Below are 17541 nucleotides of genomic sequence, written 5' to 3' on the forward strand. Positions count from 1 at the left end.
CTTCATCCTAATTGAGAACGAATAAACGCTCTCGTGTCTTTATCAACTTCCAGGATTGTCTCTAAATCTGGATTCATCTGGGCCTGGTGGTGATCTAGAGCTTTTTCGATATAATCTTCAATCGCTAGGAATGGTATTTTCCCTTGTAAAAAACCATCTACAGCTTCTTCATTTGCAGCATTTAATACCGTTGTCAACGTACCTCCTGTTTTGCCGGCCTCGTAGGCAAATGTTAAACAGCGGTACCTTTCAAAATCAGGCTTTTTGAAATGCAGCGTACCTGTTTCCCATAAGTTTAACCTGTTTGTATCTTCTAATTCAAGCCTTTGAGGGTAGGTCATAGCATACTGAATAGGAACTTTCATATCAGGGGTTCCGAGCTGTGCCAATACGCTTTTATCACAATACTCTACGAGTGAGTGAACGATGCTTTCCTTGTGAATGACTACTTCTATCTGCTCATAAGGTATATTGAAAAGCCAGTGAGCCTCGATCACTTCTAACCCTTTATTCATCATGGTAGCAGAATCAATCGTAATTTTAGCTCCCATATTCCAATTTGGATGCTGTAAAGCCTCTTCCACATTCACATTTTGTAACTCTTCTCTCGTTTTATCTCGGAAACTGCCTCCGGAGGCGGTTAAAATGAGTCTGTTGATCTCATTCTGATGATTGCCTTCTAAACATTGAAATATCGCTGAATGTTCACTGTCTACAGGCAAAAGATGGACACCGTATTCACGTGCTTTTTTTGTGACAAGATGACCAGCGGTTACTAATGTTTCCTTATTCGCAATCCCGATGTCTAATCCAGCCTCAATGGCATGAAGTGTGGGTTGTAAACCAAGACTTCCTACAACTGCATTTATCAACATATCAGCGTCTGAATGCGTTGCAACTTCATTCAGACCTTCCCGTCCATAATATACTTTAATAGGCGCATCCACATTTTGACAAATATAATCTGCCTCTTTCTTACCTGCTACGGAAACTAGTGCAGGGCGAAACTCTTCAATTTGTTTTAAAATTAAATCTGTATTTTTTCCGCCACCCAAGGATACAAGATTAAAGTTGTCAGGGTGAGACCGTATTACCTCTAATGTTTGTGTACCTATGGAGCCCGTAGACCCTATCAATGCAATATTTTTCATCTATGTTCTCCTTTGTGGTGTTTTCATTTTAAAAACAATAATGATCATTAATAAAGTTGTAAAAAGTACAGAATAGGCATAACGAAAATAAGACTGTCAAACCGATCTAGCATCCCACCGTGACCCGGAAGGAGATTTCCAGAATCCTTTACTATATACCGCCGTTTCAAAGCAGACTCAACTAGATCACCAAATTGCCCGAATATCGACACAACTAGCAGGAATGCGATCAAAATAACGATGGAATCGAACAACGGAAAGAACAAATGCATAATTACTCCTACAATAAGCGCCATTCCAATTCCGCCAAAAAAGCCTTCGACTGTTTTTTTGGGGCTGATCGCTTCCCAAAGTTTTCTCTTCCCCCAATTTTTACCAACCAGAAAGGCTCCAGAGTCAGTTGCCCAGATTGTAAATAATATATAAAGGACTAAAATGAGACCTTCTTCAGAATCCCGTGCGAGTAACACGTGATGAAACCCGAAGCCAACATACACAGATGATAAGATAACAAATCCCGCTTCATCAAATGTAAATGTGTTTTTTGTAATTACTGTTAATGCAAGAAGAAAAAAAATCATGAATAAAAAAATTTCCTCCCGAGAAACATGAGAAAAAAAAGTAATATTCCCCCAAGTGGAAGGGATGAATAAAAACCACATAAATAAAAAGCTAATCGCTCCCGGGAGTGAATAAGGCCGAATTTGTTTCATTTTAAGAAGCTCGTACATAGCAATCGTTCCAATGATCAAAAACACGAGCATAAAAATCATACCGCCAGCGATCACAGAGCCTAAAAGCAACAGGCCTCCAACTACGCCAGTAATAACTCGATCTTTCATACATTTCCTCCGTCTATACTCCGCCGTATCGTCTCTTTCTTTGTTGGTACGTTTTAACTGCCTCTTCTAAGTCTTTGTCTGTAAAGTCCGGCCATAGTACATTAGTAAACCAAAATTCACTGTACGCCAATTGCCAAAGCATGAAATTACTCAATCTCATCTCACCGCTTGTACGAATTAACAAGTCCGGGTCCGGCAGATCACACGTTAGTAGTTTATTAGAGATCAATTCTTCATCAATATTGTTAACCGATAATTGTTCATTTTTTACGTCTTCGCTAATGTCTTTCACCATCCGGACAAGTTCATGTCTACTTCCATAGTTCAATGCAAAATTCAATACTAAGCCTGTATTCTCTTTCGTTTCTAACACCGCTTGTTCCACAGCCCTGCGGGTATATTCGGGAAGAACACTTTCGTCCCCCATTACTCTTACTCTTACATTATTTTCTTTTAACGCAGGAAGTTCTTTACTAAGGAATTGTTGTGGAAGACGCATTAAAAAATCAACTTCCGTTTTCGGGCGTTTCCAATTTTCCGTGGAGAAAGCATACAAAGTTAAATATTGAACGGAAAGTGTATTAGCCTTTTTAACAATCTTATTAATAACTTTCATGCCTTCCCTATGTCCTGCTACACGAGGCAAACCTTTATTCTTTGCCCATCTTCCATTCCCGTCCATTATAATAGCAATATGAGACGGGATATTGTTCGGATCTATTGATATATGACTTCCTTCATTGTCTTCATCTGCATGCTGAAAAAACCGTTCAAACATCATCAGCGCACCAGCCTTTGTTAAAGGTATCCCTTTTCGTTTATATTATGTATATAAAATGCGGCAGACATCTATGTTAAAAATGGAGACAAACCTTCTATGTTCTGTAAATATATAACGAAATATAAGCATACTTTTTATGACTGCCGAATATCATTTCAAATGGAATGGTTGAAAAAAACCCTCTTTTTGAACAGAGGGTTTTTGTTCCATATACTATTGTAACGTTGTTTTCGTTAAACTTCCATGATTTCTTGCTCTTTGTCTTCGGCAGCCTGATCTATTTGTTTAATATGAGCATCTGTCGTCTTTTGAACTTCATCTTGATAGCGACGTAGCTCATCCTCGGTAATCTCCCCGTCTTTTTGATCCTTTTTTAGGTCGTCATTTGTATCGCGGCGGATATTACGCACTGCTACTCGCGCTTCTTCCGCATATTTTTTCACCAATTTACTTAAATCCTTACGACGCTCCTCGGTCAGAGAAGGAATTTGAATACGGATAACAGATCCGTCATTATTCGGTGTTAAGCCCAGATCCGCTTTTTGGATAGCCTTTTCAATATCTCCGATAGATGATTTATCAAATGGTGTAATAATTAATAGTCTAGCTTCTGGAACCGAAATAGTTGCTAACTGGTTAAGCGGTGTGTCTGCGCCGTAGTAGTTTACCATGACTTTATCAAGCATTGCCGGGTTTGCGCGTCCTGCACGGAGTGTGGCTAATTCACGATGCAGTGATTCTACAGACTTACCCATCTTTTCGTTTGCTAATTTGATTTTATCTTGAGCCATTAGTTTTTCCCCCTGACGACGGTTCCGATATCTTCACCTAGAACCGCTTTTTTTATATTCCCTTCTTCCGTGATAGAAAACACCAATAATGGTATGTTGTTATCCATACATAGGGTGGAGGCAGTGGAATCCATCACTCCTAAGCCGCCATTCAAAAGATCCAGATAAGTTAGCTCCTGGTATTTTTTCGCATTTGTGTTAACAGAAGGATCAGCGTCATAAACGCCGTCCACTTTATTTTTTGCCATTAAAATAACTTCTGCTTCTATTTCCGCAGCACGTAATGCAGCTGTCGTATCCGTTGAGAAATATGGATTTCCAGTGCCAGCAGCAAAAATAACTACACGCTTTTTCTCTAAATGCCTAATCGCTTTTCGGCGTATGTATGGCTCAGCGACTTGTCTCATTTCTATCGATGTTTGTACGCGGGTTTCCACTTCATTATGCTCTAAGCTGTCTTGAAGCGCAAGTGCATTCATAACCGTAGCCAACATACCCATATAATCGGCAGTTGCTCGGTCCATCCCTTTTGCGCTGCCGGCCATTCCACGCCAAATATTACCTCCGCCTACAACAACAGCAACCTCGACGTCCAAATTGACAATTTCTTTTATCTGAGAAGCGATCGATTGGATAACATCCGGGTCAATACCGTAACCTTGACTGCCAGCAAGTGCTTCTCCACTTAATTTTAATACGACTCGATTATACTTATCCATGGTTTACCCCCGGTATCTTTTGCTAAGAAGAACAGCGCAGTCCATTACTCGCCCATACGACGAGCATTGACACTGTTGAAACGGTTATGGAAGAGCGGGAACCTTCTTAAAAAAGCGGAAGATTTGACTGTCAAACCCCCGCTTTTGTGTTGAGAAGGTGTTCATGCTCCCGCTTGAACCCTTAACTGATTGAATTTAATTACTTTTTCACTTGGGACATTACTTCATCTGCAAAGTCGTCATCTCTTTTTTCCATACCTTCCCCGACTTCGTAACGGATAAAAGTTTTGACAGAAGCGCCTTTGCTTTCCACGTACTTCCCAACTTTTTGATCTGTATCTTTGACAAATTCTTGATCTAATAAACAAATTTGCTCAAAGTATTTGTTCAAACGACCTTCGACCATTTTTTCAACAATCTTTTCTGGCTTCCCTTCATTAAGGGCTTGTTGTTTAAGAACTTCGCGCTCACGATCAGCTTCTTCTGCCGGTACTTCATCACGGGAAATATAATTAGGATTGATAGCAGCTACGTGCATTGCGATGTCTTTTGCAAGGTCTGCATCTGTTGTGCCTTCTAATACAGAGAGAACACCGATACGTCCACCCATATGGAGATATTCACCAAATGCCGCGTTGTCCTCTTTTTCTACTACTTGGAAACGGCGCAGAGAAATTTTTTCTCCAATTTTAGCAATTTGATCATTTATATAGGATTCTAACGTTGTTCCATTCTCCATTTCTCCTGCTAAAGCTGCTTCTACATCTGCTGGGTTTTTCTCGAGGAGAAAGCTTGCAACAGTATCAACTAACGTTTGGAAGTTCTCATTTTTTGCAACGAAGTCTGTTTCAGCGTTAACTTCCACAATAACTGCACGGTTTCCTTCACTTTCCACATAAGCCAAACCCTCTGCTGCAATACGGTCTGCTTTCTTTGCTGCTTTTGAAATACCTTTTTCGCGAAGGTAATCAATTGCTTTATCCATATCACCATCAGTTTCTGTTAACGCTTTTTTGCAGTCCATCATACCTGCACCAGTTTTTTCACGAAGCTCTTTTACCATACTTGCTGTAATTGCCATGGACGAAGTCCTCCTTCAAAATTATAGTTAAAGACAAGCAGATCTAATCCTTTCATTAACTTGTCCTTTTCTAGAAAAAGTGAGAGTCAGCATCATTTTTTCTCTATCTGAGAAGTGCCCTATACACCTACCGCTCTCATTCCTCTAAAAAAGGTGATAAAAGGGCATTCCCCTTTTACCACCCTTTTATAGTTACATATCGCTGATTGAAACATTTCCATTCAGCTTCATTGTAGTTGGAAAGGTTAGGAGAGAGACTCTTCTTCTTCCTTTTCCTCTTCCTGTGCAGTTTCTTCTGCTTCCTGCTGTGTCGCACCTTGAGTACCCTCTATAACAGCGTCAGCCATCTTAGAAGTCAGGAGACGAACCGCGCGAATAGCATCGTCGTTTCCAGGGATAACTTTATCAATCTCATCAGGGTCACAGTTTGTATCAACGATAGAAATAATCGGGATGTTCAACTTATGAGCTTCGGCTACCGCGATACGCTCTTTCCTAGGATCGATGATAAAAATAGCATCAGGAAGTTCGTTCATCTCTTTAATGCCGCCTAAAAACTTTTCTAGGCGATCCATTTCTTTTTTCAACAACATAACTTCTTTTTTAGGAAGCACATCAAACGTACCGTCTTCTTGCATCTTTTCAATGTCCTTCAAGCGAGCAATCCGCTTACGGATCGTAGCGAAGTTTGTTAACGTCCCGCCAAGCCAACGGTGATTAATATAATACATTCCGGAACGGATAGCTTCTTCACGGACGGAATCCTGCGCTTGCTTTTTTGTACCGACGAATAGAATTTCCCCTCCATCCGCGGCAAGGTCACGTACATAATTGTACGCTTCTTCTACCTTCTTCACTGTTTTCTGCAAATCAATAATGTAAATACCGTTTCTTTCTGTGAAAATGTAACGGCTCATTTTTGGGTTCCAACGGCGTGTTTGGTGTCCGAAATGAACCCCTGCTTCGAGCAGTTGTTTCATAGATATAACTGCCATGTAAAACTCCTCCTTTGGTTTTTTTCCTCCGCCTGCTTCTTCTTTAATCAAGACCCTGCACCTACAGGGCACCTTTGATTAAATCAGCCGGCGTGTGTGTTAACACCGTGGTTTAATATATCATACGTACATTCCCAACGCAAGGAAATCTCTTCATTTCTCGTGAAATTTAAGCAATAATTCTACTTCCGTTTGTCCCACCTGTAATTGTTTTGCAATTTCATTTGCTGTATATCCGTTTGCGGCAAGAGATAATACTTGGGATTGAAATGATTTTTCTATTTTAATGTTTCCTTCCGGGAGCGGCGGTTCGAATACAAGTTCTTCCTCTTTATGGCTCTGCTTATTTTCCGTTACAAAGGGATCTCTCTCTTTAATGTCATTCCTTGCAACATCTTTATTAGACGCTATCCATTTTTTCAACTCATTATTTTCTTGTTTTATTTCTTCTATATAAGTAGATAATAACTCATCTAGCTCTTCCTTCACCGCCCCTGCTTCCTTGTCCTGCTCTTGAAGCCGTTGTTGAGTTCGATAAAGAACAAAAATTGCTCCTATGCTGGCTACATGAAGTATAAAGCTAAATATGACAAATACTATCATTCCACATTTCTCCCATGTTTTTTGAGGGATTGCCTTAAGCGAAATAAGGCTTTTGAATGTATTTGAGAAATGCGCGAAACAGATAAACTCATGATTTCACCGATCTCTGTTAGTGTCATTTCTTCTTCATAAAAGAGGCTAAGAACAATTTGTTCTTTCTCTGATAAACGTTCTATTTCCTGTGCTATCTCTTTTAATGTGGAGTGTGTCATCACAGATTCTTCTGGTGATATGGCTTCTTTATCTTCGATAGCTGTTCGGAACGTTTCTTCTCTCTCCCCTTCAGGTGTCTCTTCATCTATAGACAATGTGTTGGCAAAAAACGTTTCTGTAACTACTTTTCTTACTTCTTCTACACTCAGATTCAATTCTTGTCCTACTTCTTCTTCCGTCGCGTAACGTCCTAATTTTTGCTCAAGTTTACTACTAATATCATCAATTCTCTTTGATTTTTCTCTCAATGAGCGAGGGAGCCAGTCCTCTTGACGTAAACCATCCATAATCGCCCCTCTGATTCGGATTGATGCATATGTGTCAAATTTCAAGTCTCTCGAAAAATCGAATTTTTTCATAGCATCATATAGACCAGTAAGTCCATGACTGAGGAGGTCATCTTTCGAAATATTTTTAGGAAGCGTCGATGCTATTCGCTGAACATGATAGTTTACGAGCGGCATATAAGCCTCAACGATATGGTTCCCTGCTTCGTCATCCTTTTTATGCAACCATCGATTCCACCATTCTTGATATGCATGGGCTGCTGAACTTGCCACCTAAATGCCTCCTTTCTAAATCACCTGTTCGCCTTCATGAATGGTACGGATATGCAAGCACCCTGTTTCCGGATAGAAGGTGATCGTTCGTCCTTTGTTTCCACCCGTGTCTTCAGCAAGGAGAGGAATATTGTTCTCCATTAAAGCCTTTTTAACTGCGTCAACGTTTCGCGGTCCAATCCGCATCATATCTGTTCCTGATGTGAAACGAAACATTTGAGCTCCGCCTGCCATTTTTGCTTTTAAAGAGGGAAGTGCACATCCTTTACTCACAAGCTCTGAAACGATGTCATTTAGGGCGGTGTCCGCAAATTTTGCTCGATTCACCTTCCCATCCTTTGCTAACGTGGAGTCCGGAAGCATAATGTGTGACAAAGCTCCCACTTTTTTTTGGCTGTCATACACCACGATACCTACACACGAACCTAAACCAGAAGTGCGCAGCACTTGAGGAGAAAAAGCAAGTTTCCAGTCCGCCATTCCTACTTTAATCAATTTTTCTGTTCTTATTGATGTCATAGCAGACGAACTCCTAATGATTTTAATATTTTTTCGAAAGCTTCTATATTAGGGAGTAAGAAAAACTGACCTAACGGTGTACTATTTTCACTATTCTTCGTCTCACCGATTACTGTGTCTATTACAATTGCATAATCACCGACTTCAGATGCTTCAATCAAGCCTGAATCTAGCAATGCCCCAGCCATATCAACCGCAAAGGAAGGTATAGATACTTGCATAGGCAGGGAAGTAAAATCTGCCAATGCGGAAACATATGAACCGGCTAGTATATTTCCTGCCTCCTGAAGTGCGGACACAGCCAATGGGTCTAATCTTCCGTTTAATAAATGAATCGTTTGGCCTGTGAGAGAATAAATGAGGTCCGAAGCTTCTTTTTCTTGAAACATTAAAAACATACTGCCAGGGGCTTCACCTGAGATGTCAAAATAGAGAGCTGCTACGAGTGTTTCTTCCCCCATGATGGTTTTTGCTTCATAAAGAGGAATTATTTTTACTGACGGGATACTCATATCCACTTTTTTATGGAGTAATTGTGATAAAGCGGTGGCAGCATGTCCTGCTCCAATATTCCCCGCTTCTTTTAATGCGTCTAAATGGATAGGCTGCATTTGTTCTATCAATTTCATTGCTTTCACGCCTTTAAATAGGATTCCACTATGCCGATGGAGAAGTAAACATTTCATTTAAAAAGTGGGGTATTTCTTCTAATGAATAGATGTAATCAATATCAACCTTTTCTTTCGCGGCTTTAGGCATGCCATAGACGATAGCGCTATTTTCAGATTCAATTACCGCAATGCTGTCCTTATTCTCTTTTAGCTGGCGTAACCCATCTGCCCCGTCTCTGCCCATTCCTGTTAAAATCAATCCTACCATGACGTATCCAGTTATATCGGCTAAGGATGATAGCAGGAGATCGACAGAAGGAGAATGAACATGATGCTTCTTGGGGGATGAAACTTTAATATATAATTCATCTCCGACGCTTTGAACCTCCATTTGTTTTCCACCTGGAGCAATGTAAGCTGTGCCTTTGATTGCTAATTCTCCATCAACAGCCTCCTTAACAAAAATACGACTTTCCTTATTTAAGCGTTCCGCTAAGGAATAGGTAAAATTAGGAGGCATATGTTGGGCAACAAAAATAGGAGCTTGTAAACGATCATCAATTCTAGGGATAATATGCTGCAGTGCTTTTGGACCGCCCGTAGATGTTCCAATGGCCAGAACTTTTTTTGGGTTCACATATCTTTTCAATTTAAAATCTTTTCTATGACGGTCATTTCCTGACATAGAGCGAAATTGTTTTTGAATGGAAACTCCAGCCGCCATCTTTATCTTTGAAATCATTTCCTCTTTGACCTTATGTAAATCAAGAGAGATCGCCCCCGATGGTTTAAGAATAATGTCAACAGCTCCTGCATGTAGAGCCTCCATTGTTTTTGAGGCCCCTTCCCGTGTTAGAGAGCTAACCATAACAACAGGGGTCGGATGCTCTTTCATGATCACTCTCAGCGCATGAATCCCATCCATTACGGGCATTTCCACATCTAATGTGACGACGTCAAAGTTCCCCTTTTTTAGTGTTTCTATTGCCTCTTTTCCGTTTCGAGCAGTAGCCGCTGCAGTCATACCAGGGGTATCATTTATAAAGTCTGAGATTAATTTACGCATAAAAGCGGAATCGTCAACTACCAATACTCGTATCAACCCTTGTCCCCCTTCATAAAAGCAGTGAGTTTATTAATAAAACGATGAAAAGAAGCGAACTGCTTGTCTTCACGTTCCCCAAGATAACAATAAACCATTTGTCTAATAGCTTGTGTAGCAGCTGACCTTGGATATGCTGTGTAAAATGGGTCCTGCTTTTTCACGGATTGTAGAACGAATGAATCTTGTGGAACGCATCCTAGAAACGTGATTTCTTTACCCAAAAAGCGTTCCGTTGCTTGTTGGATGTTGTAAGCGGTTGACCTTCCTTCTTTCCAATTTGCCGTTCGATTCACAATAAGAGAAGCCGGTATATGCGAGTTTTTCCCATAGATATACTTAATCATTGCATACCCATCAGTAATGGATGTCGGCTCAGGAGTAGTAACTAAAAAGTATTCATGGGCCGACAAAATAAATTGTAAGCTCTCTTTACTGGCACCGGCTCCCATGTCAAATATAATAAAATCGAAATGTCCATCAAGTTGGAGAAGCTGATTTGTAAATCGTTCTACGTGCTCTTGAGATAAAGTGAATACATCCTTAAAACCCGATCCGCCAGTAATGATACATGTTCCTAGCGGCCCTTCTTTCATGATTTCCCAAATCGTTGCATTTCCTTCTATAAGGTCAGTAATGTGAAGACGTGTGGAGATGCCGAGCAGAATATCAATATTGGCCATGCCAATATCTAAATCAAATAACAAAACTTTTTTTCCTTCAGCTGCTAATCCTAAAGCAAAATTAAGAGAGATATTTGTTTTCCCTACCCCGCCTTTACCACTAGTGACTGCTATGACTCTCGTCTTTTTATGATTTAAGCTCGCTTCTTTTAAACGACGTAAATTTGTTGCTTGATCATTCATTTTCTGTTACTCCTGCTAACAACCAATCTATCATTTGGTCGGGATCACATACTTCTATATCATCCGGGACATTTTGCCCATTCGTAACATAAGCGGCTCCGATTCTGCTTTCTACTACTAAATTCAGAATAGCTCCATAAGAGGAGGTCTCATCATATTTCGTAAATATAAATTTATCAATTGGAATCTTTGAAAACTGTTGATAAATATATTTCATATCCTTGTATTTGGAGGTGAGAGAAAGAACTAGAAATGTTTCCATATCATCATCAAATTCAATTACCTCGTTTAATTGATCAACATACAATGAGTTTTGATAGTTACGCCCAGCCGAATCAATGAATACGACATCTTTTTCTACAAATTTCTGCTTTGCCCGCTTAAAATCTTCTAACGAATAAACGACCTCAATAGGCACATCCAGAATCTTTGCGTACGTTTTTAATTGTTCAACTGCAGCGATACGATAAGTATCGGTTGTTATAAATCCAATAGACAACTTATGATTTAACTGATAATGGGCTGCAATTTTGGCTAGTGTAGTCGTTTTACCTACTCCCGTCGGTCCTACTAGATGAATAAACTTCTTCGGTGGGAAAGAGTGACCAAATTCTATCCCTTTCATGGCATTTTTCAATACGTGTTTCGTTTTCTTTTTGATGGAAGAGGTGTCGGGAGCTTCTGAGCGATACCATTCCATTAGTAATGTATTTCTAGTTTCCTGCCTGATATAATGTTCAACTTCGTGATCTTGCAGAGCGTTATCCACTTTTATTAAAGGCAAGGGATGGTCACTCGAAGATAAAAGCGAGTCCTTTTTTAAATGATGAAGTGTTTCCTTTATCTCGCTCACTTCTTTCTCTAAGTCACTTTCTTGCAGAGATTCGTTCTTGTACGTGCCGGGTTCTTTCTCTCTGGTTTTTGATCTGGCAGTGACAGGCGTAGACGGGTGTTCTTCATCAACAGCAGCGATGACTTGAATGCTTTTTCTAGAAAAAAGTCCTAGGAAACCACCTGTGCTCACCGTTTTAGAAGTAAGTATAACGGCATGATCACCTAATTCTTGTCTTACTTTTTTCATCGCATCCGGCATATCTCTACCTGTGAATTTTTTTACTTTCACTACGCATTCACCACCCCAACGCTTTGGATTTCGATCGTCGGATCTAATTCGTTATACGACAGGATAGGCAGTTGAGGAAATACCCTTTCTACAAGCTGACGAATATACATTCGAACAGCTGGAGAACAGAGTAACACAGGAGTGTATCCCATCTGAGATACTCGTTCCGCTTCTTTCCCAATCGTATCTATCAATTGTTGAGAGTCTTCTGGATTCATAGCTAAGTAGTTTCCATGCTCTGTTTGCTGAACAGCATCAGCTATTTTCTTTTCAGCCGCCCCTCCTACCGTTACCACATACATCGGTTCCTCAGATTGAGAATACTGCTTTGTAATTTGTCGCGACAACGATTGTCGAACGTACTCTGTTACTAAAGTCATATCCTTCGTCAGCTGCCCATATTCAGCCAAAGTCTCGAATATAGTTGGTAAATTCCGAATGGATATTTTCTCTTTTAACAAATTTGATAATACTTTCTGGATTTCTCCTAGTGTTAATGGATTTGGTGTAACTTCTTCCACTAATGTTGGGTAACTTTCTTTCAAATGATCCACTAGCTGTTTTGTTTCTTCCCGCCCTAATAGCTCGTGAGCATGACTCTTGATTATTTCTGTTAGATGCGTGGACACAACGGACGGTGGGTCAACTACTGTGTATCCAGATAACTCAGCTTGCTCTTTAAATTCTTCCCCTATCCAAAGTGCAGGAAGTCCAAATGCAGGTTCTGTCGTCTCAATCCCGGTTATTGATTCATCGTCCACTCCTGGACTCATTGCCATGTAGTGATCTAAATACAATTCTCCATGTGATACTTCATTGCCTCGAATTTTTATCACATATTCGTTAGGCTGAAGCTGTATATTATCTCTTATACGGATAACTGGCACTACCATCCCCATTTCTAAAGCAAGTTGACGTCGAATCATAACTACCCGATCAAGTAAATCTCCGCCTTGATTCGTGTCTGCTAGTGGAATTAATCCGTAACCAAATTCAAATTCAATGGGATCGACCGTTAACAAGCTCACTACATTTTCAGGAGAATGATTGTTTTCCTCTTCCATCTCTTCTTCCTGATCTACTTCCTCTTCAATCATTTTGTGCTGGGAACGGCTTATAACGTAGCCCAAAATAGCAAGTGCTCCCCCTACGAGAGTAGTTAAAACAACATGAATAGGAGTGAAAACACCAAGTAAGAAGATCACGCCGCCAGCTACATACAACATCGTTGGGTATGCAAATAACTGTTTTGTTACATCATGACCAAGGTTACCTTCGGAAGCAGCTCTTGTAACAACGATTCCTGTCGCTGTAGATACAAGAAGAGCTGGAATTTGACTTACTAACCCATCACCTACAGTTAAGAGTGTATACGTACTAGCGGACTCTCCTACTGATAAACCATGTTCCACCATTCCAATGACTAAACCGAAAATCATATTGATGATGACGATCACTATCCCTGCAATTGCATCACCTTTCACAAATTTACTAGCTCCATCCATGGATCCATAAAAATCGGCTTCTTGTTCTATTTTTTCTCGTCGAGCTTTCGCTTCGTGTTCAGAGATCATCCCTGCATTTAAATCAGCATCAATACTCATTTGTTTCCCTGGCATTGCATCCAGTGTAAAACGAGCACCTACTTCTGATACACGCTCTGCACCTTTCACGATAACTACAAATTGGATAATAATTAAAATCAAGAAGACGACAAATCCAACAAGAACACTACTTCCGATAACAAAACTTCCAAACGTGTCTATCACATTTCCTGCATCTGCATTCCCTAGAATCGATCTCGTTGTAGAGACGTTCAATCCTAACCGAAACAAAGTAACTAAGAGCAATAATGTTGGGAAAATCGAAAATTCCAACGGCTCTTTTGTATTCATAGAGATTAAGATAATCATCAGAGCAAGAGAGATATTTACTATGATTAAAATATCCAAAATCACTGTTGGAAGTGGGATGATTAACATTACTACTATTAAAATTACACCAAATAACACCGAAAATTCTCTTGCTCCCATAATAATCTCCCTTTATTTTCAAAATCATTCATTCGTTAACCGATAGACATACGCTAGTACTTCTGCTACTGCTTTAAATAAATTCTCAGGCACCTCATCGCCAATCTCTGTTTGAGCGTACAGAGACCTTGCAAGCGGTTTATTTTCCACCATAACAATCTCATGTTTTTGAGCTAAAGATTTTATCCGCAACGCAACATAATCAGCACCTTTTGCAGTTACTTTTGGTGCCGCCATAGTATCTTCATCATATTTCAGAGCTATAGCGAAGTGAGTAGGATTTGTGATCACCACATCTGCCTCCGGAACTTCCTGCATCATTCGCTGCATGGCCATATCCATTTGTTTTTTCCGGCGCTTTGACTTGATGAGAGGATCTCCCTCCATTTTTTTATGTTCATCTTTAACGTCTTGTTTCGACATCCTGATTTGTTTTTCATGATCAAAACGTTGATACATGTAATCCGGAACAGCAAGCAATAATAGCAGAAAAGCAACAGATGCTCCAATAATGCCTGTTAAACGTGCAAGTTCCCCAAATCCAGCCGCCACCGGACGCTGTGATAAAAAAACGAGCGAGTCCAAACTGAACCAAATGATAGAGAACACTAGTACTCCAACTAATATGATTTTTAACAGCGACTTTAAAAGCTCAACAAGGGCTCGAATTGAGAATATACGTTTTATTCCTTTTAACGGGTTAATTTTTTCTAATTTAAATGCAATGGCCTCAGGCGTGAACATAAAACCGACTTGTATTAAGGAAGCCGAAACTCCTACCACTAATGTGATGAGCATTATCGGTAAAATGACTATAGCTGATTCGGCAGCTATTTCATTAAAGAGTGAAGGTATGGTTTGCTCACTGACTTCCCAATGGATATATTCAAGGAAAACATGCTGCATCATGTTCACAATAAAGTCACCCAATACACCGGCGTATAAAAACATAAACAAAAATACTCCGAGTAATATGAGAGCCGTGTTTACATCAGTACTTTTTGGAACTTGTCCTTTCTTTCTTGTATCTTGTCTTTTTTTAGGAGTGGCTTTTTCTGTCTTTTCTTGAGCAAAATACTGAAGGTCTAATGACAGTTTCATTATCCTGCTCCTCCTAACATTCCCATTAACGCTCTCATCGCTTGAAACATTTCATTAAATAATTTGTCAGTTGCCATAAAAAACGCAGGCAGTGTAATAGCTAAAAGTGGCAACCCTGCAAAAATTTTAAGCGGCAGCCCTACAACAAACACATTCATTTGAGGTACTGCTCGCGACATCATTCCGAGTGCGAGGTCTACAAGAAATAAGGAACCTACAATCGGAAAGCTCATTTGAAAAGCCATCATAAACATTTTGCTAAAGGAGGAGGCGACCAGTGTCATAATAGATTCATCACCAAATGGCAACGTGACTTGTGTAAGCGGAATGAATTCATAACTGTAATAAATTCCGTCTAATATGAGATGATGACCATCAACAGCTAACATAAACATGAGGGCAAAAGTGTAAATAAACCCTCCCATCAATGGGCTTTGTGCTCCTGTTTGCGGATCGATGACGTTTGCCACCAAAAAACCGAAAGCTATATCGAGAAACATCCCTGCGATCTGCAAGGCATAAATGATAATGCCAGCTAATAAGCCAATACTAAGACCGACTAAAAGCTCTTTAAGAATTAAAATAAAATAAGAGCTATTCACTTCTATAACAGGGTCCTCTATCGTGAATAAAATAATAAAAGCAAAAAAAAAGCCGAGACCTACTTTAAAAACAGCCGGTATATTCCGATATGAAAAGAGAGGCATGCTAGTGAAGAAGGCAAGTACTCTCACAAACACTAATAAAAATGCGGGCAATAGATTTAACCATTCTATATTCATTACATATCTACCTTATAAACTCATGAAGATTACTTAATATTTGATATGTAAAGTGAGTCAGCTCGGACAACATCCAAGGACCAAATAGAACTAATGCCGCTAGCACACCTATGATTTTCGGAATGAAGGCAAGTGTTTGCTCTTGAATTTGAGTAGTTGCTTGAAAAATCGCTACCCCAAGACCTAGGACAAGCGCAATCACTAATAGAGGACCAGCGACAAAAAACACGGTCCAAACACCATTTTCCGCAAGGTTAATTACCATTTCAGGAGTCACCATACATCACCTTCTAATTTCTAAAAGCTTATTAAGAGCGATTCAACAATGAGATACCATCCATCAACGAGGACAAAGAGCAATATTTTAAAAGGAAGCGAAATCATAACCGGCGGAAGCATCATCATCCCCATTGACATCAAGACGCTTGCGACGATCATATCAATCACTAAGAAAGGAACAAATATAAGAAATCCAATTTGAAACGCTGTTTTTAATTCACTGATAGCAAACGCGGGAATCATCGCTGTTAAAGGGATATCATTCAATGTCTCAGGTTTGTCCATCCCTGCATATCCCATGAATAAGGATAAATCTTTCTCCCTTGTATGATTGGCCATAAATTCTTTCATCGGAATGGACGCTTCTTCAAACGCTTCTTCCTGATCCAGCTCTCCCTCTAAAAGAGGAGATAAAGCTGTGTCATGTACCTCCGAAAAAACAGGTGCCATAATGAAAAACGTCATAAAAAGCGCTAAACTGATTAACACTTGATTGGGCGGCATTTGTTGGGTAGCCAGACCCATTCTGACGAAAGAAAGTACGATAACAATCCTTGTAAAGCTCGTCATTAAAATTAATATGGCAGGAGCGAGAGACAATACTGTAATGAGTGCAATCAGCTTTAATGTCGTCGCCAATTCAGCTGGATTATCGCTCGTAAGGCTGCTAAAATCAATGGCCGGTATAACATAAATCATGAATCATACTCCTTTAATTTTTGACGAGCTTGTTTCCTGGTTTCTTTCATATCTTCAAGTTGGCGTTCAAACACTTCTTGAAATGGAGATGTAGTTTTTGTTTCTTTTTGTTTCATGAGCTTAGAAGCAGCGCTTGGCCAAATATTTGTCAACGTCCGTTTCTTTTCTTCCGTTAAAAAGGATCTATTTTCCGGTTCAAAAAATTTGTTTTTTTCTTCCTCATCTTCTATCTCTTTCAGTAATTGGATAGAGTCTCCCACACCTACTACGAGCAGTTGTTCACCAACTTTGACAACTTGGACAGACTTGTTTTGTCCTAGTTGCACTCCACCAAGATTTTGCATTGTTTGATGCGGTTGAAATTGTCTTGTTCGTTTATGAAGAAACTTCAACAACACATACATGATTCCTATAACTAACCCAAGGGCAGCGACTAACTGAAAGAGTATAGAAAATATACTTTTCTCCTCGATGGACGTTGTCTCTTTTTCTGATGATGATTTTTCCACTTGATGTGTTGTATCTTGGTCTTCTTCCGCGTCTTGATTTAACAGTGTTTCACTGATCATTCTGTTTCCATCCGTTGGAGTGGCAGCGGTGATAAGCGCTGGAGAGCCGATAAGCTCTCCAAGACAAAGAATCAAAACGCAAGTTAAAATGTTAGCGGTTTTATTCACTACGGTTCCCCTG

At 39.9% G+C, this 17541-nt stretch carries 20 protein-coding genes; all 20 read right to left on the reverse strand.

Annotated features, from left to right (window positions below; translation table 11 throughout):
* Positions 1–2: 2 nt before the first annotated feature.
* The 20 genes from BM095_RS03030 to fliO all read right to left on the reverse strand — a co-directional run bounded on the left by BM095_RS03030 (position 3) and on the right by fliO (position 17528).
* Positions 3–1151 (reverse strand): 1-deoxy-D-xylulose-5-phosphate reductoisomerase, encoded by a 1149-nt coding sequence (locus tag BM095_RS03030; RefSeq protein ID WP_091657193.1) that lies wholly within the window; start codon positions 1149–1151, stop codon positions 3–5.
* A 47-nt stretch (positions 1152–1198) separates the two neighbouring features.
* Complete coding sequence (locus tag BM095_RS03035; RefSeq protein ID WP_091657195.1) at positions 1199–1993, reverse strand: phosphatidate cytidylyltransferase; 795 nt, start codon at positions 1991–1993, stop codon at positions 1199–1201.
* Positions 1994–2006: 13 nt separating this feature from the next.
* Positions 2007–2771, reverse strand: a complete 765-nt coding sequence (locus tag BM095_RS03040) for an isoprenyl transferase (RefSeq protein WP_091657882.1) — start codon at positions 2769–2771, stop codon at positions 2007–2009.
* 236 nt (positions 2772–3007) lie between these two features.
* On the reverse strand, positions 3008–3565 hold the full coding sequence (gene frr, locus BM095_RS03045) for a ribosome recycling factor (protein ID WP_091657197.1): 558 nt from the start codon (positions 3563–3565) through the stop codon (positions 3008–3010).
* Positions 3565–4284 (reverse strand): UMP kinase, encoded by a 720-nt coding sequence (gene pyrH, locus BM095_RS03050; RefSeq protein WP_091657200.1) that lies wholly within the window; start codon positions 4282–4284, stop codon positions 3565–3567. The genes frr and pyrH overlap by 1 nt, the downstream gene beginning before the upstream one ends.
* A gap of 199 nt (positions 4285–4483) precedes the next feature.
* Positions 4484–5365 carry a translation elongation factor Ts gene (gene tsf, locus BM095_RS03055; RefSeq protein ID WP_091657203.1) on the reverse strand — a complete coding sequence of 294 codons (882 nt, stop codon included), beginning with the start codon at positions 5363–5365 and terminating at the stop codon, positions 4484–4486.
* A gap of 245 nt (positions 5366–5610) precedes the next feature.
* Positions 5611–6360, reverse strand: a complete 750-nt coding sequence (gene rpsB, locus BM095_RS03060; RefSeq protein WP_091657885.1) for a 30S ribosomal protein S2 — start codon at positions 6358–6360, stop codon at positions 5611–5613.
* Between the two features lie 153 nt (positions 6361–6513).
* Positions 6514–6963, reverse strand: a complete 450-nt coding sequence (locus BM095_RS03065) for a DUF6115 domain-containing protein (protein WP_091657205.1) — start codon at positions 6961–6963, stop codon at positions 6514–6516.
* Positions 6960–7736: a FliA/WhiG family RNA polymerase sigma factor gene (locus BM095_RS03070; RefSeq protein WP_091657208.1), complete on the reverse strand. Its 777-nt coding sequence runs from the start codon at positions 7734–7736 to the stop codon at positions 6960–6962. Before BM095_RS03070 ends, BM095_RS03065 begins: the two co-directional genes overlap by 4 nt.
* A gap of 15 nt (positions 7737–7751) precedes the next feature.
* Entirely contained in the window at positions 7752–8255 is a 504-nt protein-coding gene (locus BM095_RS03075; protein ID WP_091657210.1) for a chemotaxis protein CheD, read from the reverse strand.
* Complete coding sequence (locus BM095_RS03080; RefSeq protein WP_091657214.1) at positions 8252–8884, reverse strand: chemotaxis protein CheC; 633 nt, start codon at positions 8882–8884, stop codon at positions 8252–8254. Before BM095_RS03080 ends, BM095_RS03075 begins: the two co-directional genes overlap by 4 nt.
* Positions 8885–8912: 28 nt before the next feature.
* Entirely contained in the window at positions 8913–9968 is a 1056-nt protein-coding gene (locus tag BM095_RS03085) for a protein-glutamate methylesterase/protein-glutamine glutaminase (RefSeq protein WP_245757783.1), read from the reverse strand.
* On the reverse strand, positions 9965–10834 hold the full coding sequence (locus BM095_RS03090) for a MinD/ParA family protein (RefSeq protein WP_091657217.1): 870 nt from the start codon (positions 10832–10834) through the stop codon (positions 9965–9967). The genes BM095_RS03085 and BM095_RS03090 overlap by 4 nt, the downstream gene beginning before the upstream one ends.
* Positions 10827–11957 (reverse strand): flagellar biosynthesis protein FlhF, encoded by a 1131-nt coding sequence (gene flhF, locus BM095_RS03095; protein ID WP_091657219.1) that lies wholly within the window; start codon positions 11955–11957, stop codon positions 10827–10829. Before flhF ends, BM095_RS03090 begins: the two co-directional genes overlap by 8 nt.
* Positions 11957–13990: a flagellar biosynthesis protein FlhA gene (gene flhA / locus BM095_RS03100; RefSeq protein WP_091657222.1), complete on the reverse strand. Its 2034-nt coding sequence runs from the start codon at positions 13988–13990 to the stop codon at positions 11957–11959. The genes flhF and flhA overlap by 1 nt, the downstream gene beginning before the upstream one ends.
* A gap of 24 nt (positions 13991–14014) precedes the next feature.
* Complete coding sequence (gene flhB, locus BM095_RS03105) at positions 14015–15091, reverse strand: flagellar biosynthesis protein FlhB (RefSeq protein WP_091657225.1); 1077 nt, start codon at positions 15089–15091, stop codon at positions 14015–14017.
* Positions 15091–15873, reverse strand: a complete 783-nt coding sequence (gene fliR, locus BM095_RS03110; protein WP_091657228.1) for a flagellar biosynthetic protein FliR — start codon at positions 15871–15873, stop codon at positions 15091–15093. Before fliR ends, flhB begins: the two co-directional genes overlap by 1 nt.
* 7 nt (positions 15874–15880) lie before the next feature.
* Positions 15881–16150, reverse strand: coding sequence for a flagellar biosynthesis protein FliQ (gene fliQ, locus BM095_RS03115; RefSeq protein ID WP_091657890.1), 270 nt, complete (start codon positions 16148–16150; stop codon positions 15881–15883).
* Between the two features lie 20 nt (positions 16151–16170).
* Positions 16171–16851, reverse strand: coding sequence for a flagellar type III secretion system pore protein FliP (gene fliP / locus BM095_RS03120; protein WP_091657230.1), 681 nt, complete (start codon positions 16849–16851; stop codon positions 16171–16173).
* Positions 16848–17528, reverse strand: coding sequence for a flagellar biosynthetic protein FliO (gene fliO / locus BM095_RS03125; RefSeq protein ID WP_091657233.1), 681 nt, complete (start codon positions 17526–17528; stop codon positions 16848–16850). Before fliO ends, fliP begins: the two co-directional genes overlap by 4 nt.
* Positions 17529–17541 lie beyond the last annotated feature (13 nt).

The organism is Alteribacillus iranensis, from assembly GCF_900113025.1.
Taxonomy (GTDB): Bacteria; Bacillota; Bacilli; order Bacillales; family Marinococcaceae; genus Alteribacillus_A; species Alteribacillus_A iranensis.

Excerpts from the sequence above, each read along its gene's own strand:
- BM095_RS03030 (WP_091657193.1), bottom strand. The coding sequence starts at position 1,151 with ATGAAAAATATTGCATTGATAGGGTCTACGGGCTCCATAGGTACACAA.
- BM095_RS03035 (WP_091657195.1), bottom strand. The coding sequence starts at position 1,993 with ATGAAAGATCGAGTTATTACTGGCGTAGTTGGAGGCCTGTTGCTTTTA.
- BM095_RS03040 (WP_091657882.1), bottom strand. The coding sequence starts at position 2,771 with ATGTTTGAACGGTTTTTTCAGCATGCAGATGAAGACAATGAAGGAAGT.
- frr (WP_091657197.1), bottom strand. The coding sequence starts at position 3,565 with ATGGCTCAAGATAAAATCAAATTAGCAAACGAAAAGATGGGTAAGTCT.
- pyrH (WP_091657200.1), bottom strand. The coding sequence starts at position 4,284 with ATGGATAAGTATAATCGAGTCGTATTAAAATTAAGTGGAGAAGCACTT.
- tsf (WP_091657203.1), bottom strand. The coding sequence starts at position 5,365 with ATGGCAATTACAGCAAGTATGGTAAAAGAGCTTCGTGAAAAAACTGGT.
- rpsB (WP_091657885.1), bottom strand. The coding sequence starts at position 6,360 with ATGGCAGTTATATCTATGAAACAACTGCTCGAAGCAGGGGTTCATTTC.
- BM095_RS03065 (WP_091657205.1), bottom strand. The coding sequence starts at position 6,963 with ATGATAGTATTTGTCATATTTAGCTTTATACTTCATGTAGCCAGCATA.
- BM095_RS03075 (WP_091657210.1), bottom strand. The coding sequence starts at position 8,255 with ATGACATCAATAAGAACAGAAAAATTGATTAAAGTAGGAATGGCGGAC.
- BM095_RS03080 (WP_091657214.1), bottom strand. The coding sequence starts at position 8,884 with ATGAAATTGATAGAACAAATGCAGCCTATCCATTTAGACGCATTAAAA.
- BM095_RS03090 (WP_091657217.1), bottom strand. The coding sequence starts at position 10,834 with ATGAATGATCAAGCAACAAATTTACGTCGTTTAAAAGAAGCGAGCTTA.
- flhA (WP_091657222.1), bottom strand. The coding sequence starts at position 13,990 with ATGGGAGCAAGAGAATTTTCGGTGTTATTTGGTGTAATTTTAATAGTA.
- flhB (WP_091657225.1), bottom strand. The coding sequence starts at position 15,091 with ATGAAACTGTCATTAGACCTTCAGTATTTTGCTCAAGAAAAGACAGAA.
- fliR (WP_091657228.1), bottom strand. The coding sequence starts at position 15,873 with ATGAATATAGAATGGTTAAATCTATTGCCCGCATTTTTATTAGTGTTT.
- fliP (WP_091657230.1), bottom strand. The coding sequence starts at position 16,851 with ATGATTTATGTTATACCGGCCATTGATTTTAGCAGCCTTACGAGCGAT.